Genomic DNA, 16916 nt, shown 5'->3' with positions numbered 1-16916 from the left:
TCCGTTCTCTACGGGGCGGGAAGGCAAGTGCAAGCGGTTCAGCGAGCAGCGCGGCGCGCCAGGATGTCGCGGACCTGCCGCTGGAACTCCTTGGCGGCGGGGGGCCCGAACTCGGGCTGTGCGACGCCGTGCCACAGCTGGTCCGCGGCGTCGTCCAGGCGCGTGGCGCACAGCGTGGCGATCTCCTCCTCGCCGCCGCGGGCGACGCCGGTGCCGATCCCCGCCTCGACCACGGCCGCCCATGCCTCGGCGTCGTCGAAGACATCGCGCACAGTGACAAGTTGACGACCCGCCATGACCGGGTCGGAAACCTCCCATCTGTACGTTCCGTGCGTGACGCTCTCGCGCAGACCGGGCAGCTGTACGTGGGCAGCCGTGCCGACGGGGACGGTCACCTCCAACTGCAGTTTCCCGTGCGCGCGTTGCCAGGCCACCCGCGCCTCCCCGTACGGGGTGAGGTGGCGGGCCGACGCCGAGGTGAGGTCCGCGGGCGGCTCGGGCGCGACGGTGATCTCGCGGTAGCCGGGGGCCGCCGGGGCGAGGCCCGCGACCTTGCGGTGCAGCCAGTCGGCTACGGCACCGAGGGCGTAGTGGTTGAAGGAGGTCATGTCGCCGGAGTTGATGGAGCCGTCCGGCAGCATGCTGTCCCAGCGCTCCCAGATGGTGGTCGCGCCCATCGTCACCGGGTACAGCCAGGACGGGCAGCCGGTCTGGAACAGCAGACGGTGGGCGACGTCGGCGTGGCCGGTGGAGGTGAGGGCGTCGGCGACGAGCGGCGTACCCACGAAGCCCGTTGCGATGCGGAAGCCGGAGGTGCGGACCAGATCGGCGAGGCGCCGTCCGGCCCCCGCGCGCTGCTCGGCGTCCGGCAGCAGCGCCCACTCGATGGCGAGGGCGTAGACCGTCTGAGCGTCGGAGTGGATCCGGCCGTCGGGGGTGACGTAGGCGCGGGCGAAGGCCGCGCGTACGTCGGCGGCCAGTGCGCCGTAGTGCTCGGCTTCGTCCGCACGGCCGAGGATGCGGCAGGTCTCGGCGACGATCTCGGCGGAGCGGGCCAGATGCGCGGTGGCGACGACGTCCGGGTCGGCCTTGGCGCTGGCCGGGAAGTTCGGCGGCGCGGTGGGATCGAGCCAGTCGCCGAACTGGAAGTCGCCGGTCCACAGGCGGTCGGCGCCCGCGCGCTCGGCGAGGCGGTCGACCCAACGACGCATGCTCGGCAGTTGGCGTTCGAGGATGCCGCGGTCGGCGTACCGCTGGTACAGCACCCACGGCACCACGGTCGCGGCGTCGCCCCAGGCTGCGGCCGTGGGCGCGGCCGTCCGGAGCACGTCCGGGATCACAAACGGCACCGAGCCGTCTGCGCCTTGTTCGGCCGCGAGGTCCGCGAGCCAGGAGTCAAGGAAACCGGCCGAGTCGTAGAGGAAGGACGCGGTCGGCGCGAAAACCTGAATGTCGCCGGTCCAGCCGAGGCGCTCGTCGCGCTGCGGGCAGTCTGTGGGCACCTCGAGGAAGTTGCCGCGCATCGACCAGACGACGTTCTCGTGGAGGCGGTTGAGCAGCTCGTGCGAGGAGTCGAACCAGCCGGTGCGGGTGAGGTCGGAGCCTATGACGACCGCCTCGACATCGCCGGCGGCCAGATTTTCGATGCCCTTGATCTCCGCGTAACGGAAGCCGTGGAAGGTGAGGGCAGGCTCGAGAACCTCCTCGTCCGGGCCCGCGAGGAGATAGCTGTCGGTGGCCTTCGCGGCACGCAGCGGGCGGGTGCCGAGCTCGCCGTTCTCCAGGACCTCGGCGTGCCGGACGACGACCTCGGCGCCGGGGGCCAGCCCACGCACGCGCAACCGGACCCAGCCGACCGCGACCTGCCCGAAATCGACCAGGGTCCGCCCGGAGCGAGAGGTCCATACGCGCTGGGCCGGGAGGACGCCCGTGACCCGCACGGGCAGCGCGGACGGCGCGACGAGGGTGGTGACGTCGGTGTCGACGACCTCGGTGGCCGCCACTCCCGTGAGACCGCGTCGGCGCAGGTCGGTGCGCTGGCCGTCGTAGAGGTCGTCCGCGACGATCGCGCTCTCGCGCGCCGTCCACGTGCCGTCGGACGCGAGGGTGTGCACGGTGCCGTCGGCGGTGGTGACCTCCAGCTGTGCGAGTGCGGAGATCCGGTCGCCGTAGAACGCGCGGGCCTCGTGGAAGCCGATGCGGCCGCGGTACCAGCCGTTACCGATCAGCACGTCGAGCTCGTTGCGGCCGGCGCGAACCAGGTCAGTGACGTCATACGTCTGGTAGGCGAGGCGGTGCCGGTAGGAGGTCCAACCAGGCGTGAGGTGCAGGTCACCGACACGGTGGCCGTTGAGCGTCGCCTCGTACAGGCCGTGGGCGGTGGCGTACAGGCGGGCGCTCACCACGTCGCCGGGTAGGTCAAGGGTGCCGGACACGATCGGCGCGCTCTGGTGCAGCCCGCCTATGTCGACCGGAGAGATGAAGGCAGCCGACCAGTCAGCGGCATCCAGCAGTCCCGCCTCGACGACGGCCGGTGCGCTCCACTCGCTCCACTCCTCACCCGTGCCGCCCTTGGCTGCGACACGAACACGTACGGCAGCGGACTCGCGGCTGGTCAGCGGCTCTGCCGGCCAGGGCACCAGGATCTGATCCGGCCCGTCCACCCGGTAGGTCTCGGCCGTGCCGCCCCTTCCGATCTCGATCTCGTACGCCGTCTGCTCGTATTCCGCGTCGGCGCTCGGCACCGACCAGCTCAGACGGGGTGCGGCGGTGCCGACGCCGAGCACTGCGGGCGCGGCCGCATGGTGATCGAAACGCGGGGCATGCGGGGCAGCTGCCACGACCATGCAAGTCTCCTGGGGTGTCGAAAGCTGAGTCGTCGAAAGACTTGGTGACCGGGTCGAACCGGCCGTAGCGTGCGGTGTGCAACGTTCTACATTCGGGAGACTAGGAACGCGTTTGAACGGGTGTCAAGACTCCGGCACCCTGTCCAGGAGGCATCGCAACGTGAAACATCGATCACCGGCAGCCCGAACCGCACGTCTCGAACCGGCGGCGACGGCACCGACCCAGGGCTGTGAGGCGGCATGAGCGCAACGTCGGCGTCCCGACGAGTGACCATTCAGGACGTGGCGAACGAGGCCCAGGTCTCGGTCTCGGCGGTCTCCAAGGTGCTGCGCGAGGCCTACGGGGTCAGCCCGCAGATGCAGGCCAAGGTGACCGCAGCGATCGACAAGCTCGGCTACCGCCCGCAGGCCGGCGCCCGCGCCATGCGGGGCCGCTCGTTCACCATCGGCGTGATGCTCACCGAGCTCTCCTCGCCCTTTCAGCAGCAGATCGCCGAAGGGATCGCCGACGAGCTGGGACCCAGCCGCTACCAGGAGATTCTCGTCACGGGCGGGCTCACCGCCGAGCGCCAGGAGCGCAGCGTGGAGGCCCTGGTGGACCGGCAGATCGACGGGCTCGTCGTGATCGCCCCCGTGGTGAAGACGTCCTGGCTGGAACGGCTCGCCGCGATCGTGCCCACGGTGGTCGTCGCGCGGCACGGCGGCGGTACGAACTACGACACCGTGGTGAATGACGACCGCGGCGGCGCCCGTCTGGTCATCGACCATCTCGTAGGCCTTGGCCACCGGCGCATCGCACACACCAGCCACCCCTCGGCCGACCTGAAACCACCGGCGGTGCTGTCCCACACCGCCCGCTGCGAGGGCTACGTCACCTCCATGCAGCGGCACAGCTGCACACCTGACGTCATCGAGACGGCGTACTCGGAGGAGGGCGGCTACCGGGCCGCATGCGAGGCGCTCGACCGGGACACTCCTCCGACGGCGATCTTCGCCGGCGCCGACATCGCGGCGCTCGGTGTCCTGCGTGCCGCGGAGGAGCGCGGGCTGCACGTTCCCGGCGACCTCACCGTGGCCGGATACGACAACATCTACCTCTCCACGATCGGCCGGATCTCGCTCACCACGGTCGACCAGTCCGGCGAACTGACGGGCCAGATGAGCGCGCGGCTGCTCCTGGAGCGGATCAGCGGGCGTACTCAGCCTGTGCACTACGTCGTCGCACCCCGGCTCGTCCCGCGCTCCACCAGCGCGGCACCCGGCGCCTAGAGGGACCTCTTAACCGCCCAGAACGCCATCTAATCCCCCCGGGTTTGACGCCCGGGGAACAGGCGCGTTGCGGAACCGTTACCGGCCAAGACAACCCACGACTCTTGACGCGATCCGCACGACGTCCGTACGTTCCCGGCGTAGAACGTTGCACACACGCTTCGTACCTCTCTTCCTGTAGTCCGCAGATGCGCGCCTTCTCCTGAGTGCGGGGGTCTCACCTCCCACCGGCCGACGCAGCCCGGACCGCCATCGCTCTCCTCCGAAGGAGTAGTCCATGATGCGGCGCACCACTCGTTCCGCCCGCCTGGCACTGACCTTGTCGACCTCCGCCACTTCCCTGGCCCTGCTCAGCGCCTGCACCGGCGCCGGTGCCACGGCCGACAACACGGGGGCCACCAGCACGAACAAGGGAACACTCACCCTGGCCATGTCCCAGGACATCCAGGGCTGGGACCCCACCAGCCAGCCCGGCTACCAGGGCTGGGCGGCCTCCGCGGTCTACGACACCGCACTGCGCTGCGACGCCGACGGCAAGCCGCACGCCTCGGCCGCCGAGTCGTTCGAGTTCAAGCCGGACAACACCGGTGTCACCCTGCACTTCCGCTCCGGAATGAAGTTCTCCGACGGCACCGCACTCGACGCGGCCGCGTTCAAGAAGAACGTCGAATACGCGCAGACCCACAACGGCGGCTCCTCGCGCATCGCCGACTTCAAGGTCTCCGCGACCGATGCGCTGACCGCGGTGATCAAGCTGTCGAAGCCCAATCCGCTGCTCGCCGACCGCGTGTGCAGTCTGCGGATCGGCAGCCCGAAGTACCTGGCCGCCGGCAAGACCAACAAGGCGCCGGTCGGCTCGGGCCCCTACACGCTCGACGCGAAGTCCACGACGAACGGCTCCACGTATTCCTTCGTCAAGAACGCCAAGTTCTGGGACTCGAAGTCCTTCCCGTACAAGAAGCTCACGATCAAGGTTCTCTCCAATGAGACCGCCGCGATCAACGCCCTCAAGACCAAGCAGGTCGACGGCTCCCTCATCACCCAGGCCACCTACAACCAGGCGAAGTCCTCCGGCCTGAAGATCTGGTCGAAGAAGAGCCAGGTGGCACGTCTGCTGATCACGGACCACCTCGGCAAGAAGGTCCCCGCGCTCGGCAGCCTGGACGTGCGTCGCGCGATGAACATGGTCTTCGACAAGGACGCCATGTCGAAGAACCTGTACAAGGGCCTCGCCAAGCCGACCGCGCAGATCTTCCGGCCGGGTTCGTCCGCGTACATCGACGACCTGAAGGACCCGTACGCGTACGACGTGGCCGCGGCGAAGAAGCTGATGAAGAAGGCGGGTTACGGGGCCGGCTTCACGCTCGAGATCCCGTACATGCAGGGCCAGAACCTGGAATCCCTGATGCCGGTCATCAAGCAGCAGCTCGGCCTCATCAACATCAAGGTCAAGCAGGTCACCCTGTCCGGCTCCAACGCGATCACCGACCTGCTCAGCGGCAAGTACCCCGTGCCCGTCTGGCAGCTGGGCAACTACGGCGACTCGCAGCAGGACATCACCGATTACGTCCTTGACGACGGTATCTGGAACGTGGAGCACCAGAAGGACAAGAAGGTCACCGCTCTCTGGAGCAAGATCCTCACCTCGACCAGTGACGAGTCGACCCAGCTGCAACAGGAGTTGAACCGGTACGTCGTCGACCAGGCGTGGTTCGTTCCGATGGCGCAGACCAGCATGTTCTACGCCTACAACCCCGACAAGGTCTCCATCCCGAAGGTCACTGATGCGTCCGGTCTGAACCCGATGCTGTGGGACTTCAAGTAGGCCGCGGACAGCTCGGCAGACAAGGAACCTGAAGCAACTGAGGGATGGGAGCCGCAGATGTTCGTCTCTGTGGTCAAGAAGCTGGTGCGGTCGATCGCCGTGCTGCTGCTGGTCAGTTTTGTGACCTTCACACTGATGTACGGCAACGGGCTCGGCATCGCCCGAGGGGTGCTCGGCACCCAGGCCAGCGAGGCCAATGTTCGAGCCAAGGCCGCTGAACTCGGCCTGGACAGACCCCTGTTCGTGCAGTACGGCGACTGGCTCAAGGGGGTCGTCACCGGCAACCTGGGTGAGTCGTTCTTCACGGGCCAGTCGGTCAACTCCGTGCTGTCCACCCGCGTTCCGGTGACGCTCACACTGATCTTCATCGCCCTCGCCCTGACCGCCGCGGTGAGCGTCCTCCTGGGCGTCACCGCGGCGGTGCGCGGCGGCTGGGTGGACAAGGTCGTGCAGTTTCTGGCGGTGCTCGGGAACGCTGTGCCGCCGTTCATCGTCGGGATCGTGCTGGTCTTCGCCTTCGCCATCGCGGTGCGCATGCTCCCGGCGACCGGCTACGTCTCGCCCGACCAGAGCCTGACCGGCTGGGCGGAGTCGATCACTCTACCGGTGGTCGCTCTGCTCATCGGCTCGGTCGCGAGTTCGGCCTCGCAGTTCCGCGGAGCGGTCATGGACACCCTGTCCAAGGATTTCGTCCGCACGCTGCGGGCCCGCGGGATCAGCGAGTCGAAGGTCGTGTTCCGCCACGTGCTGCGCAACGCCGGCGGCCCGGGCCTTGCCGCCCTGAATCTTCAGGTGACCGCGCTGATCGGTGGCGCGATCTTCATCGAGTCGGTATTCGCGCTGCCCGGACTCGGCGACCTCGGCACCACGTCGGCACGGCAGGGCGACGTCCCGGTGGTGATGGGCGCGGTCGTCGTGACGATGCTGGTCGTCCTCGTCGTCAACATCCTTGCAGATCTCGTGAATTCGGCACTCAACCCCAAAGCGAGGATGCGATGACCGCGCATGACTCTTCCGCGGCCAAGGTGTCCGTCCTGCGCCGCCTCCTGAGCAATCCCCTGGCCGCGTGCTGTCTGCTCTTCCTGCTGCTCGTCACGGTCGTCGGGCTCGCCGCGTCCTGGCTGGCGCCGACCGGGCCGAACGTCACGGACCTGGCCGGCGTCGACGCGGCGCCGTTCACTTCTGGCCATCCACTGGGCGGCGACGCGTCGGGCCGGGACATCCTGTCGCGGCTCCTGTTCGGCACGCGCCAGACGATGATCGCTTGTGTGGTGATCCTGGCTGTGTCCGTCAGCCTCGGCGTCACGAGCGGGCTCGCCGCCGGCTTCTACCGGGGCCGCTTCGAGACCGTCTCGAACTGGATCTCCGACGTCGTGATGTCGCTGCCCAGCATCGTGCTGCTCATCGCGCTCTACGCCCGTACGGGACCGAACATTGTCCTGGCCATGGCAGTTTTCGGCCTGCTCGTCGCCCCCACGTACTTCCGGCTCGTCCGGTCGGTCGTGGTGAGTGTCCGGGGGGAGCTGTACGTGGACGCAGCCAAGGTCGTCGGCCTGTCCGACCTGCGCATCGTGGGGCGGCATGTGCTGTGGGCGGTCCGCGCGCCGGTGATCATCTACAGCTCGTTCGTGCTCGGCGGCGGTATCGGCCTGGAGGCCGGTGTCAGCTTCCTCGGGCTCGGCGACCCGGACACTCCCTCGTGGGGCGGGGTCCTGCAGGACTCCTTCGGCGACATCTACAACAACAAGTGGGCGGTGCTCTGGCCGGCCCTGCTCATCAGCCTGACGATCCTCGCGCTGGTACTGCTCGGTAACGCTCTGCGGGACGTGCTCCAGTCGTCCGGCAGCGCCAAGTCCTTTACGGCGCGTGAGCGTCAGGAGGCGGTCCGCGCGGCGCGCGAGGCGTCGCCGGTCGAGCCCGCGGCCCCTGCGGCGGACGACGCCGTGCTGTCGATCCGGGGCCTGCGCCTCGGCTACCCGGACGGCGAGGGCGGTGTCCGTGAGGTCGTGCACGGCGTCGACCTCGACGTGCGGCGCGGTGAGATCCGCGGCCTGGTCGGAGAATCAGGTTCCGGAAAGTCGCAGATCGCGTTCTCCACGCTGGGCATCCTGCCCCGCGAGGCGGTGATCCTCGGCGGCAGCGTCGCCCTGGACGGCGAGGATCTTCTCGCCGACGACGACCGGATGCGGGCGGCACGCGGCCGGCGCATCGCATACATCCCACAGGAACCGATGTCGAACCTCGACCCGTGCTTCACCATCGGAGCCCAGCTCGTCCACGGGCTGCGCGCGGTGAAGGAGATCTCCCGCAAAGAGGCACAGCAGGAACTCCTCTCCCTGCTCGCCCGGGTCGGCATCAAGGCCCCGGAGAAGGTGTTCCGCCAGTACCCGCACGAAATCTCCGGCGGCATGGCGCAGCGCGTGCTGATCTGCGGTGCGGTCGCCGCGGACCCGGAGCTGATCGTCGCCGACGAGCCGACGACGGCGCTGGACGTGACGGTGCAGGCGGAGGTTCTGGAGCTGCTGCGCGAACTGCGCGACGAACGCGGCCTCGCCATGATCCTCGTCACCCACAACCTGGGTGTCGTCGCCGACATCTGCGACACGGTCAGCGTGATGAAGGACGGCCGGATCGTCGAACTCAACGATGTGAACGCCTTGTTCGGCGCTCCCGAGCAGGCGTACACGCAGGAACTGCTCGCGTCGTCGCGCCGCGTCGAGATTGTGGAGGTGTGACCGATGGCCACGGTTGAGGACCCCATACTCCGGGTCGAGCACCTGGTCGTCCGCTACGGCGGCCGACGCGGCGGTACCACCGTCATCGACGACGTCTCCTTCGACCTCGCCGCCGGCGAGACGCTGAGCCTGGTCGGCGAGTCCGGCTCCGGCAAGACGACGATCGGCCGGGCGATCCTCGGCCTCGCGCCGGTCACGGAGGGCACCGTCACCTTCCGCGGCGAGACCGTCAGCAACATCCCGCGGGCCCGCAGGCGCAAGCTCGCCCATGACCTGCAGGTCGTGTTCCAGGACCCGTACTCGTCGCTCAACCCGTCGATGACGGTCGAGTCGATCCTCGCCGAGCCGCTGATCGCGGCAGGCGAACAGGGTGGACTCGCGCGGGTACGCGAACTGCTCGACGCGGTCGGGCTTCCGGCCGACTCGGGCCGCCGCTACCCGCGCGAGTTCTCCGGCGGTCAGCGCCAGCGCATCGCGATCGCACGCGCCCTGGCCCTGGACCCGGCGGTGGTGATCTGCGACGAGCCGACCAGCGCCCTCGACGTCACCACCCAGGCCAAGGTGCTCACGCTGCTGAAGGAACTCCAGCAGGAGCGCGGCGTGGCCTATCTGTTCATCAGTCACGACCTGGGGGTCGTGCACGAGGTCAGCGACCGCATCGCCGTCCTCAACCACGGCGGCATCGTCGAGATCGGCAAGGCACACGACGTGGCGACGAACCCCCAGCATCCCTACACCCGCAAGCTCCAGATGGCTGCCCCCGTGGCGGACCCGCAGCGCCAGCGCGAACGCCGCGCCAAGCGCCTTGCGCTCACCGCCGCGTCAGGAAGGGAATCATGACCAGATCGAGCACTCCCCGCCCGCTGTCCCGGCGCCGCTTCGTGCGAAACTCGGCCGTTGGTTCGGCCGTACTGCTCGGCACGCCGACGCTGGGGACGGCGACCGCCTCCGCCACCGACGGGTCGAGCGCCTTGTACGAGCCGGACCCGGCGTACAGCAAGCCGGTCATCGACAGCACCGAGGACCTCGTGACGCCGGTCCCGCACCGCAAGGTGGTGGGTCACTTCGAGGGCACGGAGAAGAAGTTCGCGTTCTACTTCCCGCCGAAGAACCAGTGGCGTGGGCGCTTCTTCCAGAAGGTGTATCCGTCGTTCGACGAGGTCGCGGAGGACAAGAACGTCGCGTTCGGCGCCGCCTCGGGCGCGTACACGGTGCAGTGCAAGAGCGGCGGCGGTTTCGCCGTCGACGCCGCCGCCGCCGCGTACTCGAGGAAGGTCGCGGCCGAGTACTACGGCACGTCGCGTCGAATCCACGGCTATATCTACGGCGGCAGCGGCGGCTCCTTCCAGACCGTCGGCGCCATGGAGAACACGAGCGGCGTGTGGGACGGCGCAGTGCCGTTCATCCTGGGTGGACCCGCGGCGATACCGAACTACTTCCTGGTGCGCGGCATGGCCTGGTTCGTGCTGCGGGAGAAGGCCGAGAAGATCGCCGAGGCCGTGCGTCCCGGCGGCAGCGGCGACCCGTACGCCGGGCTGAACGCGACCGAGCGGGCGGTCCTGCGCGAGGTCTCGGGCATGGGCATCCAGCTGCGGGCCTGGGACAACTACGCGTACGTGCTCGGGCTCGCGGACCCGGTGTTCCTCACCGGCATCGGGGCGATCGCCCGCGGCATGGACCCGACGTACGCCGACGACTTCTGGAACGCGGACGGCTATCTCGGTACGGAGAAGTCGGGGCTCGGCGACCTGTTCCGTTCGGCGCTCATCGACCACACGGCCAGGATCACCGAAGTCGCCGACGGCGCGGCGTCGTTCACGCTCGACACGGCCGTGCCGGACAAAGATCTGACCGGCACCGAGTTCACGCTGTACCCCGCCGACGGCATGACGTCGATCGGCACGCTGAAGGGTTCCCTGGACGGGACCCGCCGCTTGTTCACGCTCGCGACGAGTGGCAACGACGCGGACGTCGTCGGCAAGATCGCGGCGGGTGCCAAGCTGCGCACGGACAACCGCTGGTTCCTGGCCCTGCTCGCCTACTACCGTCACCAGATCCCGTCGCGGTCCGGTTTCCATGTCTGGGACCAGTTCCTCGATGCGGAAGGCAAGCCGATCCACCCGCAGCGCTCCATCGAAGTGGGCCCGCTCATCTCGCAGGGCGCCAGCGGCGGCGGCACCTGGAACGGCAAGTCCACTGCCAAAGCGATAGCCGTGTGCAACCTGATCGACTCCGACGCCTTCCCCTGGGACGGCGACTGGTACGCCGCGCAGGTGCGGGCGGCATTCGGTGACGCGTACGACGACACCTTCCGGCTCTGGTACAACGACAACGCCGACCACCACGACGACCTCGAACTCACCCCCGACCGTGCGCGCCGGCTGGTCGACTTCGTGCCGATGCTGCAGCAGGCGCTGCGCGATGTCGCCGCGTGGGTGGAGCGCGGGGTCGTGCCGCCCCTGTCGACGCAGCACGACGTGGTGGCCGGGCAGGTCACGGTCCCGGCCACGGCGGCGGAGCGGCGCGGCATCCAGCCGGTCGTGCGGCAGAGCACGGACCGGATCGAGACTGCGGTGGGACGCCGGGTCGTCTTCCGCGCCACCATCGATGTCCCTCCGGGCGCTGGCCCGTTGGTGGCCACGGAGTGGGACGTGGAGGGTGACGGCACCTTCGTCGAGGCCCCGTTCGGCTCGGCCCGCCGGAGCGTGGAGGTGCAGCACACGCACATGTACACCGCGCCCGGCACGTACTACGCGGTGCTGCGCGCGACCGTGCAGCGGGACGGTGACGCGAAGACACCGTTCGCGCGCGTGCAGAACCTGGGGCGGGTACGGGTCGTAGTCCGCTGACCCGTGCCAACCCTATGGTCCCGGCACCGCTCCCCCGGTGCCGGGACCTGCCATTCCCTTCCTCTTACTGGAGAAGCGATGCCCTACGGCCCCGATTCCGTCCTGCGTGACGTACTGAGCAATGAGCAGGCTACGGCCGTCGTCCGCAAGCACCTGCCCGACCTTGAACAGGACTGGGTCTTCCCGCAGTTCCTGCACGGCACTCTGCGTCAGGTCACCGGCATGGCGCTGCCCACGCGCCGCGACCCGGCGGCGCGCGAGCGCCTGTACGCCGAGCTGGCCATGCTGCCTGCTTACCCGGCCGGCACGGCGGCCGTCACCGAAGCGGCGGACGCGGCGCACCCCGAAACGGCCCCGCAATGGGGGATCTTCGAGGTGGAGCTGTCCGGCCCTTCGGCCGGCAATCCGTTCACGGATGTCGCGGTCAGCGCCGCATTCCGTTGCGGTGAACGCGAGTTGACGGCGAGCGGCTTCTATGATGGTGACGGTACGTACCGGATCCGCCTGATGCCGGACGAAGAGGGCGAGTGGACCTTCCGTACCACGAGCAACGCCGCAGCGCTCGACGCGATCACCGGCACGTTCACCTGCACCCCAGCGCTCCCCGGTGGTCACGGCCCGGTCCGCGTCCACGACCGCTTCCACTTCCGATACGCCGACGGCACCCGTCATCTGCCGCTCGGCACGACGGCGTACGCATGGACGCACCAGGGCGAGAAGCTGGAGCAGCAGACGCTCGACTCGCTCGCGGGCAGCCCGTACAACAAGATCCGGATGTGCGTCTTCCCCAAGTCGTACATCCACAACACCAAGGAGCCGGCCCGTTACCCCTTCGCCGGTTCGGTGGAGGACGGCTGGGACTTCACCCGACCGGAACCGGAGTTCTTCCGGCACCTGGAGCAACGCATCACACAGCTCGGTGAGTTGGGTATCGAGGCCGACCTGATCCTGTTCCACCCGTACGACCGCTGGGGCTTCTCCACGATGGACCAGGCCGCCGACGAGCGCTATCTGCGCTACGTGGTGGCGCGTCTGGCCGCGCACGCCAATGTGTGGTGGTCGCTGGCGAACGAGTACGACCTGCTGTGGTCGAAGGACGCCGGGCACTGGCACCGGTCCGCGGCCCTGATCCGCGCGGCCGACCCGCACGAGCACCTGGTGAGCGTGCACAACTGCGTGGAGTTGTACGACAACAGCGCCGCCTGGGTCACCCACTCCAGCATCCAGCGCCCGCCGGAGCGCACCCCGCAGTGGCGCGAGCAGTGGGGCAAGCCGGTCACGCTCGACGAGATGGGCTACGAGGGCGACATCGAGTGGGGCTGGGGCAACCTGACGGCCCAGGAGATGGTCCGTCGTGCCTGGGAGGGCGCGGTGCGCGGCGCGTACGTCACGCACGGCGAGTGCTTCGTCGACCCCGATGGCGATGTGCTGTGGTGGTCGAAGGGCGGTGCGCTGAAGGGTGACAGCACGACGCGTCTCGCCTTCCTGCGGACGGTCCTGGATGACCTCCCGCCCGACGCCTCCGGAGTCGACCCACTGCCCTCGGACTTCGACTTCCCGACGGGCGGCGTCGTGGGCCGCTGGCGGCTCACGTACTTCGGAGTGAGTCAGCCCCGGCAGCGCACCTTCTTCGCACCAGAGGGCACGCGCTGGCGCGCCGAGGTCATCGACACCTGGAACATGACGATCGAGGAGGTGCCCGGAACACAGGAGGGCACGTTCACGGTGGCGCTGCCGGGGCGGCCGTATGTCGCTGTGCGGTTGAGCGTGGTGGAGTAGCGGAGTGGCGCGGCCCCGTGGTCACACCGTCCACACGTCGATGAAGCGGCGCAGTTCGTGGCGGATGTCGACGGGGGTCCCGCCGAGCAGCCACTGCAACTGCAGCCCGTCGAGCAGGGCGATGAGCGTACGAGCGAGGGCGGCTGCGTCGGCGTCGGCGCGCAGGACGCCCTGGTGGTGGAGGCGGCCGAACGACTCGGTCGCCTTCGCAATGCCGCGGGCGTAGCGGTCCTTGACTACACACTCCTGTACGCCGCCGCCGCGTTCGCCGTCGTCGGTGGACTCGTGGTGATACGCCGCGTCACTTCTGTGCGGTGAGGCCGGACGTGCCGGTTCGTACAAGGGTGAGGCCGTGGCGTCCCGCGGCCAGCAGGTCGGCGCCATGCCGCACCTGCCAGCCGGTGGGCGCCTCGAACCGGCACTCGGCACCGACCGGCACGTCCACGGTGACGTGGGCCTCCCGTCCGGTGCTACGCCAGTCGACGGCCGCGCGGCCGAGCGGGGTGTCGATGTGCGCGCTCGCCCAGTCGAGCGGGCCGTTGAGGTCGGGCTCGACGCGCAGCCCTCGGTATCCGGACCGTACGACGTCGAGTCCGGCGACGCGGCGCATCATCCAGTCGACGACGCAGCCGAACGCGTAGTGGTTCATGGAGGTCTTCTCGACCGAACCATCCGGTCGCACCGCCGACCAGCCCTCCCAGATGGTCGTGGCGCCCTGCTCGACCTGGTAGAGCCAGGACGGGACGGTGTTCTGGGTCAACAGGGCCAGGGCAAGGTCGCGCTCACCGTGGTTCCACAGGACGTCGAGCAGATGGGCCACCGAGAGGAAACCCGTGTCGAGATGCGTGTCGGCCTTCTCGATGAGGGCCACGAGCCGCTGCACCAGCAGAGGGCGCCGCTCCTCGGGCACCATGTCGAAGGCGAGCGCCAGGACGTAGACCCCCTGCAGGTCACCGGGGAGCGAGCCGTCGGCCGCGAGGTACTGGCGGGTGAAGGCGGCACGGACGTGCTCGGCTTCCTCACGCAGCGCGTCGGCCCTCGGCTCCTGCGCGAGCGCCGCCTCGGCGTCGGCCAGCAGATCCAGCGAGCGGGCCTGGAACATCGGGCCGATGACTTCCGCCGTCAGCCGTGAGGCCCGTTGGATCGATTCGAGGAGGTTGTCCTCGGAGTCGAAGAGCGTGGAGGGGGCGAGCCAGTCGCCGAAGTTGCGGCGCCCGTTCCACAGGACGCGGTGGTCGGCCAGGTCGTCCGGCCGGGCGTGCGGCGGCTGCACCGCCCGCGCTTCGGCACGCTGGTTCGCCACCCAGGTGCGCATGGCGTCGATGTTGTCGCTGAGGAAGCGCCTGTCGCCGGTCCGCCGGTGGAGCTCGACCGGCAGGACCGTGATCACGTCTGCCCAGCCGGCCGCCCCGGAGTTGGGGATCTCGTCTTCCGCGGTCGGCCGGTCGAGCGCCGGCGGCATAGGCACGATGTTGGGCACGCGACCCTCATGTGCCGCCTGGTCCGCCCGTACGTTGCGCAGCCAGCGCTCCATGAACGCCGCGACGTTCATCAGTGTGGCCGCCGCGGGGGCGAAGATCTGGATGTCACCAGTCCAGCCCGCCCGTTCGCGCTGGGGGCAGTCGGTGGGCACGGCGAGGAAGTTGCCTCGCTGCGACCACACTGCGTTCTCGAACAGGCGGGTGAGGCGTGCGTCGGAGCAGCGGAACGCGGCGGTCCGCTCGATGTCACTGCCGATGACGACGGCGGTGAAGTCGTCAGGGGTGATCGGTCCCGGGTGGCCGGACACCTTGACGTAGCGGAAGCCGTGGAAGGTGAAGAGCGGCTCCCAGGTCTCGCCGTCGGTGGCGCCCTTGAGTACGTACTCGTCGGTCTGGTCCTTGTTGACACCGATGATGTTGTGCATGAAATTGCCGTCCGCGTCGATCACTTCGGCGTGTTCGAGGCGCACGACGGTGCCGGCGGTTCCGCATACCCGCATACGCACCCGACCGGCGATGACCTGCCCGAAGTCGAGGACGGTGTCCCCGGCCGGGGTGATGAGGACTTCTCTCACGGGCAGAAGTTCGGTGCGCCGTACCGGCTCGCCGACAAACGCCTGCAGCGGCTCCGTGACGGGCCGCGTCCGGCACGCGGTCCAGCCCCCGTCCCGCCCGCCGCCCGGGGAGGCCCAGCCCGGGACTTCGGCGCGCGCGTCGTGGCGTTCGCCGATGAAGAGGTCCGCGTAGTCGATGGGGCCGCGCCGGCTGGTCACTGTCGCGTCCGGGTGAACGGTCCAGGTCTCGCCCTCCGGGCCGAGTCCCTCGATCTCCCAGGTGACGCGCAGGATGTCGCCGTACTGTGCGCTGCGGCCCAGCATCGAGATGCGGCCCGCGTACCAGCCGTCGGCGAGGACGACACCCAGGGCGTTCTCACCTTCGCGCAGGAGCCCGGTGATGTCGTGGGTGACGACAGATGTGCCCAGGTGGTAACTCTCGTAACCGGGGGCGAGCAGGTCGGGGCCGATCTCTTCCCCGTTGACGTACGGCTGGTGCACGCCCTGGCTGGTGATGCGCAACCGCGCCCGTACGGGGGCGTGGTCGAGGTGGAAGACGTGCCTCAGCAGCCGGGGCGGGTGCAGGCGCTCCCTCGGTGGTGTCGTGACGGCCGTGAAGATGTCGGGGCCGATCTCCTCCGGGCCGTCGGCCATGACCGGGGTCTGCTCCGGCTCGATCCACGGTGCGCTCCACTCGGTCCTGGCGATCCCGAAGGTGGATCGTGCCGTGAGCGGTTCGGACAGCGTCGCAGTCGTCCGGACTTCGAGTTGCCAGATGTAGTCCGCGCCTGGCGTCCCCACGAAGCCGGGCACGGACACAGCGATGCACTCGTGTGACGGCACGTGGCCTGTGTCGGCCACGGTGCTGCCGTCGCACGAGGTCACCACGATTCTGAAGTGGGTCTGCCGCAGGCCGTTGATGCCGCCCGGTGCCCCGGTGATCTGCCAGCTGAAGCCCGGTGAGGTTCGGTCGAGGGCGAGCGGTTCGACGAGGTGGTCGACGCGCAGGCCGGAGAGACGGGGCTGCTGGACGGGTTCCGTGGCAGTCATCGTGTTCCTTCGGAGACGGGCGGTCAGGCGGGGCAGAAGGCTGCGCGGGGCACAACCCTCTGACGCCTGCTACGGACCGTCCGTCGGGACACGCCGGGCCACGCTCTCGGGCCCGTCACGCCGTGGTGGCCTGACAGGCTCATTTTGTGCAACGTTCTACACATGAGCGTATGGAGCCCCCCACAAGCACGTCAAGGGTCAACGGCCGCCGGTGCCGTACGTCGCGCGCAGTTTGGCGAAGAAGTCATGGAACATCATCCGGGTGTCGATTCCTGTGTAGGCACGGATCTTCCGGCCGTCGGTGCGCGCGGCATACGTCCCGTCACGATTGAGGTTCGGCGCGTGGATCAGGTCGTACGAGCTCGAATCCGTCTTCTCGTACGTGAACGGTCGCACCCCTGTCGGTATCCAGCCGGTCAGGGCGGTGACGAGCACCAGCGGGCTGTCACCGAGAGTCCAGGTCTCGCCGGTGTTCAGGGCGGTCAATGTCCTGATCACCGATGTCGAGGTGGCCCGGGAGCTGCTGCG

At 69.0% G+C, this 16916-nt stretch carries 11 protein-coding genes; 7 read left to right on the top strand and 4 right to left on the bottom strand.

What is annotated here, in order from left to right:
* Positions 1 to 38: 38 nt before the first annotated feature.
* Positions 39 to 2846: a family 78 glycoside hydrolase catalytic domain gene (locus ACZ67T_RS38145; RefSeq protein WP_469990555.1), complete on the bottom strand. Its 2808-nt coding sequence runs from the start codon at positions 2844 to 2846 to the stop codon at positions 39 to 41.
* 282 nt (positions 2847 to 3128) lie between these two features.
* On the opposite strand from ACZ67T_RS38145, the gene ACZ67T_RS38140 reads away from it, so the two are divergent.
* From ACZ67T_RS38140 to ACZ67T_RS38110, 7 genes are all read left to right on the top strand, one after another.
* On the top strand, positions 3129 to 4115 hold the full coding sequence (locus ACZ67T_RS38140; protein WP_469990553.1) for a LacI family DNA-binding transcriptional regulator: 987 nt from the start codon (positions 3129 to 3131) through the stop codon (positions 4113 to 4115).
* Positions 4116 to 4392: 277 nt separating this feature from the next.
* A complete protein-coding gene (locus ACZ67T_RS38135; protein WP_469990551.1) occupies positions 4393 to 5940 on the top strand; it encodes an ABC transporter substrate-binding protein in 1548 nt (515 codons plus the stop codon).
* A gap of 57 nt (positions 5941 to 5997) precedes the next feature.
* The gene (locus ACZ67T_RS38130; protein ID WP_469990550.1) at positions 5998 to 6939 is read left to right on the top strand and encodes an ABC transporter permease; all 942 of its coding nucleotides are present in this window, start codon (positions 5998 to 6000) and stop codon (positions 6937 to 6939) included.
* The gene (locus tag ACZ67T_RS38125; protein WP_469990548.1) at positions 6936 to 8675 is read left to right on the top strand and encodes a dipeptide/oligopeptide/nickel ABC transporter permease/ATP-binding protein; all 1740 of its coding nucleotides are present in this window, start codon (positions 6936 to 6938) and stop codon (positions 8673 to 8675) included. Before ACZ67T_RS38130 ends, ACZ67T_RS38125 begins: the two co-directional genes overlap by 4 nt.
* Positions 8676 to 8678: 3 nt before the next feature.
* Positions 8679 to 9515, top strand: a complete 837-nt coding sequence (locus ACZ67T_RS38120) for an ATP-binding cassette domain-containing protein (RefSeq protein WP_469990546.1) — start codon at positions 8679 to 8681, stop codon at positions 9513 to 9515.
* Positions 9512 to 11524, top strand: coding sequence for a Tat pathway signal sequence domain protein (locus ACZ67T_RS38115; RefSeq protein ID WP_469990544.1), 2013 nt, complete (start codon positions 9512 to 9514; stop codon positions 11522 to 11524). The genes ACZ67T_RS38120 and ACZ67T_RS38115 overlap by 4 nt, the downstream gene beginning before the upstream one ends.
* Before the next feature lie 78 nt (positions 11525 to 11602).
* Entirely contained in the window at positions 11603 to 13303 is a 1701-nt protein-coding gene (locus tag ACZ67T_RS38110; protein WP_469990542.1) for a DUF5605 domain-containing protein, read from the top strand.
* Positions 13304 to 13324: 21 nt separating this feature from the next.
* On the opposite strand, the gene ACZ67T_RS38105 is transcribed toward ACZ67T_RS38110, so the two are convergent.
* From ACZ67T_RS38105 to ACZ67T_RS38095, 3 genes are all read right to left on the bottom strand, one after another.
* The gene (locus tag ACZ67T_RS38105) at positions 13325 to 13645 is read right to left on the bottom strand and encodes a TetR family transcriptional regulator C-terminal domain-containing protein (RefSeq protein ID WP_469990541.1); all 321 of its coding nucleotides are present in this window, start codon (positions 13643 to 13645) and stop codon (positions 13325 to 13327) included.
* Positions 13605 to 16388, bottom strand: coding sequence for a family 78 glycoside hydrolase catalytic domain (locus tag ACZ67T_RS38100; protein ID WP_469990539.1), 2784 nt, complete (start codon positions 16386 to 16388; stop codon positions 13605 to 13607). The genes ACZ67T_RS38105 and ACZ67T_RS38100 overlap by 41 nt, the downstream gene beginning before the upstream one ends.
* 198 nt (positions 16389 to 16586) lie before the next feature.
* Positions 16587 to 16886 carry a hypothetical protein gene (locus ACZ67T_RS38095; protein WP_469990537.1) on the bottom strand — a complete coding sequence of 100 codons (300 nt, stop codon included), beginning with the start codon at positions 16884 to 16886 and terminating at the stop codon, positions 16587 to 16589.
* Positions 16887 to 16916: the final 30 nt, after the last annotated feature.

It is taken from the genome of Streptomyces sp. NPDC107517, from assembly GCF_055582645.1.
The sequence above is the reverse complement of the archived record's forward strand: the minus strand, read 5'-3'. Positions and strand labels throughout refer to the sequence as shown.

Bases quoted from the DNA above. Each gene is read 5' to 3' on its own strand.
- ACZ67T_RS38145 (WP_469990555.1), bottom strand. From the start codon at position 2,846: ATGGTCGTGGCAGCTGCCCCGCATGCCCCGCGTTTCGATCACCATGCG.
- ACZ67T_RS38135 (WP_469990551.1), top strand. From the start codon at position 4,393: ATGATGCGGCGCACCACTCGTTCCGCCCGCCTGGCACTGACCTTGTCG.
- ACZ67T_RS38130 (WP_469990550.1), top strand. From the start codon at position 5,998: ATGTTCGTCTCTGTGGTCAAGAAGCTGGTGCGGTCGATCGCCGTGCTG.
- ACZ67T_RS38125 (WP_469990548.1), top strand. From the start codon at position 6,936: ATGACCGCGCATGACTCTTCCGCGGCCAAGGTGTCCGTCCTGCGCCGC.
- ACZ67T_RS38120 (WP_469990546.1), top strand. From the start codon at position 8,679: ATGGCCACGGTTGAGGACCCCATACTCCGGGTCGAGCACCTGGTCGTC.
- ACZ67T_RS38115 (WP_469990544.1), top strand. From the start codon at position 9,512: ATGACCAGATCGAGCACTCCCCGCCCGCTGTCCCGGCGCCGCTTCGTG.
- ACZ67T_RS38110 (WP_469990542.1), top strand. From the start codon at position 11,603: ATGCCCTACGGCCCCGATTCCGTCCTGCGTGACGTACTGAGCAATGAG.
- ACZ67T_RS38100 (WP_469990539.1), bottom strand. From the start codon at position 16,388: ATGACTGCCACGGAACCCGTCCAGCAGCCCCGTCTCTCCGGCCTGCGC.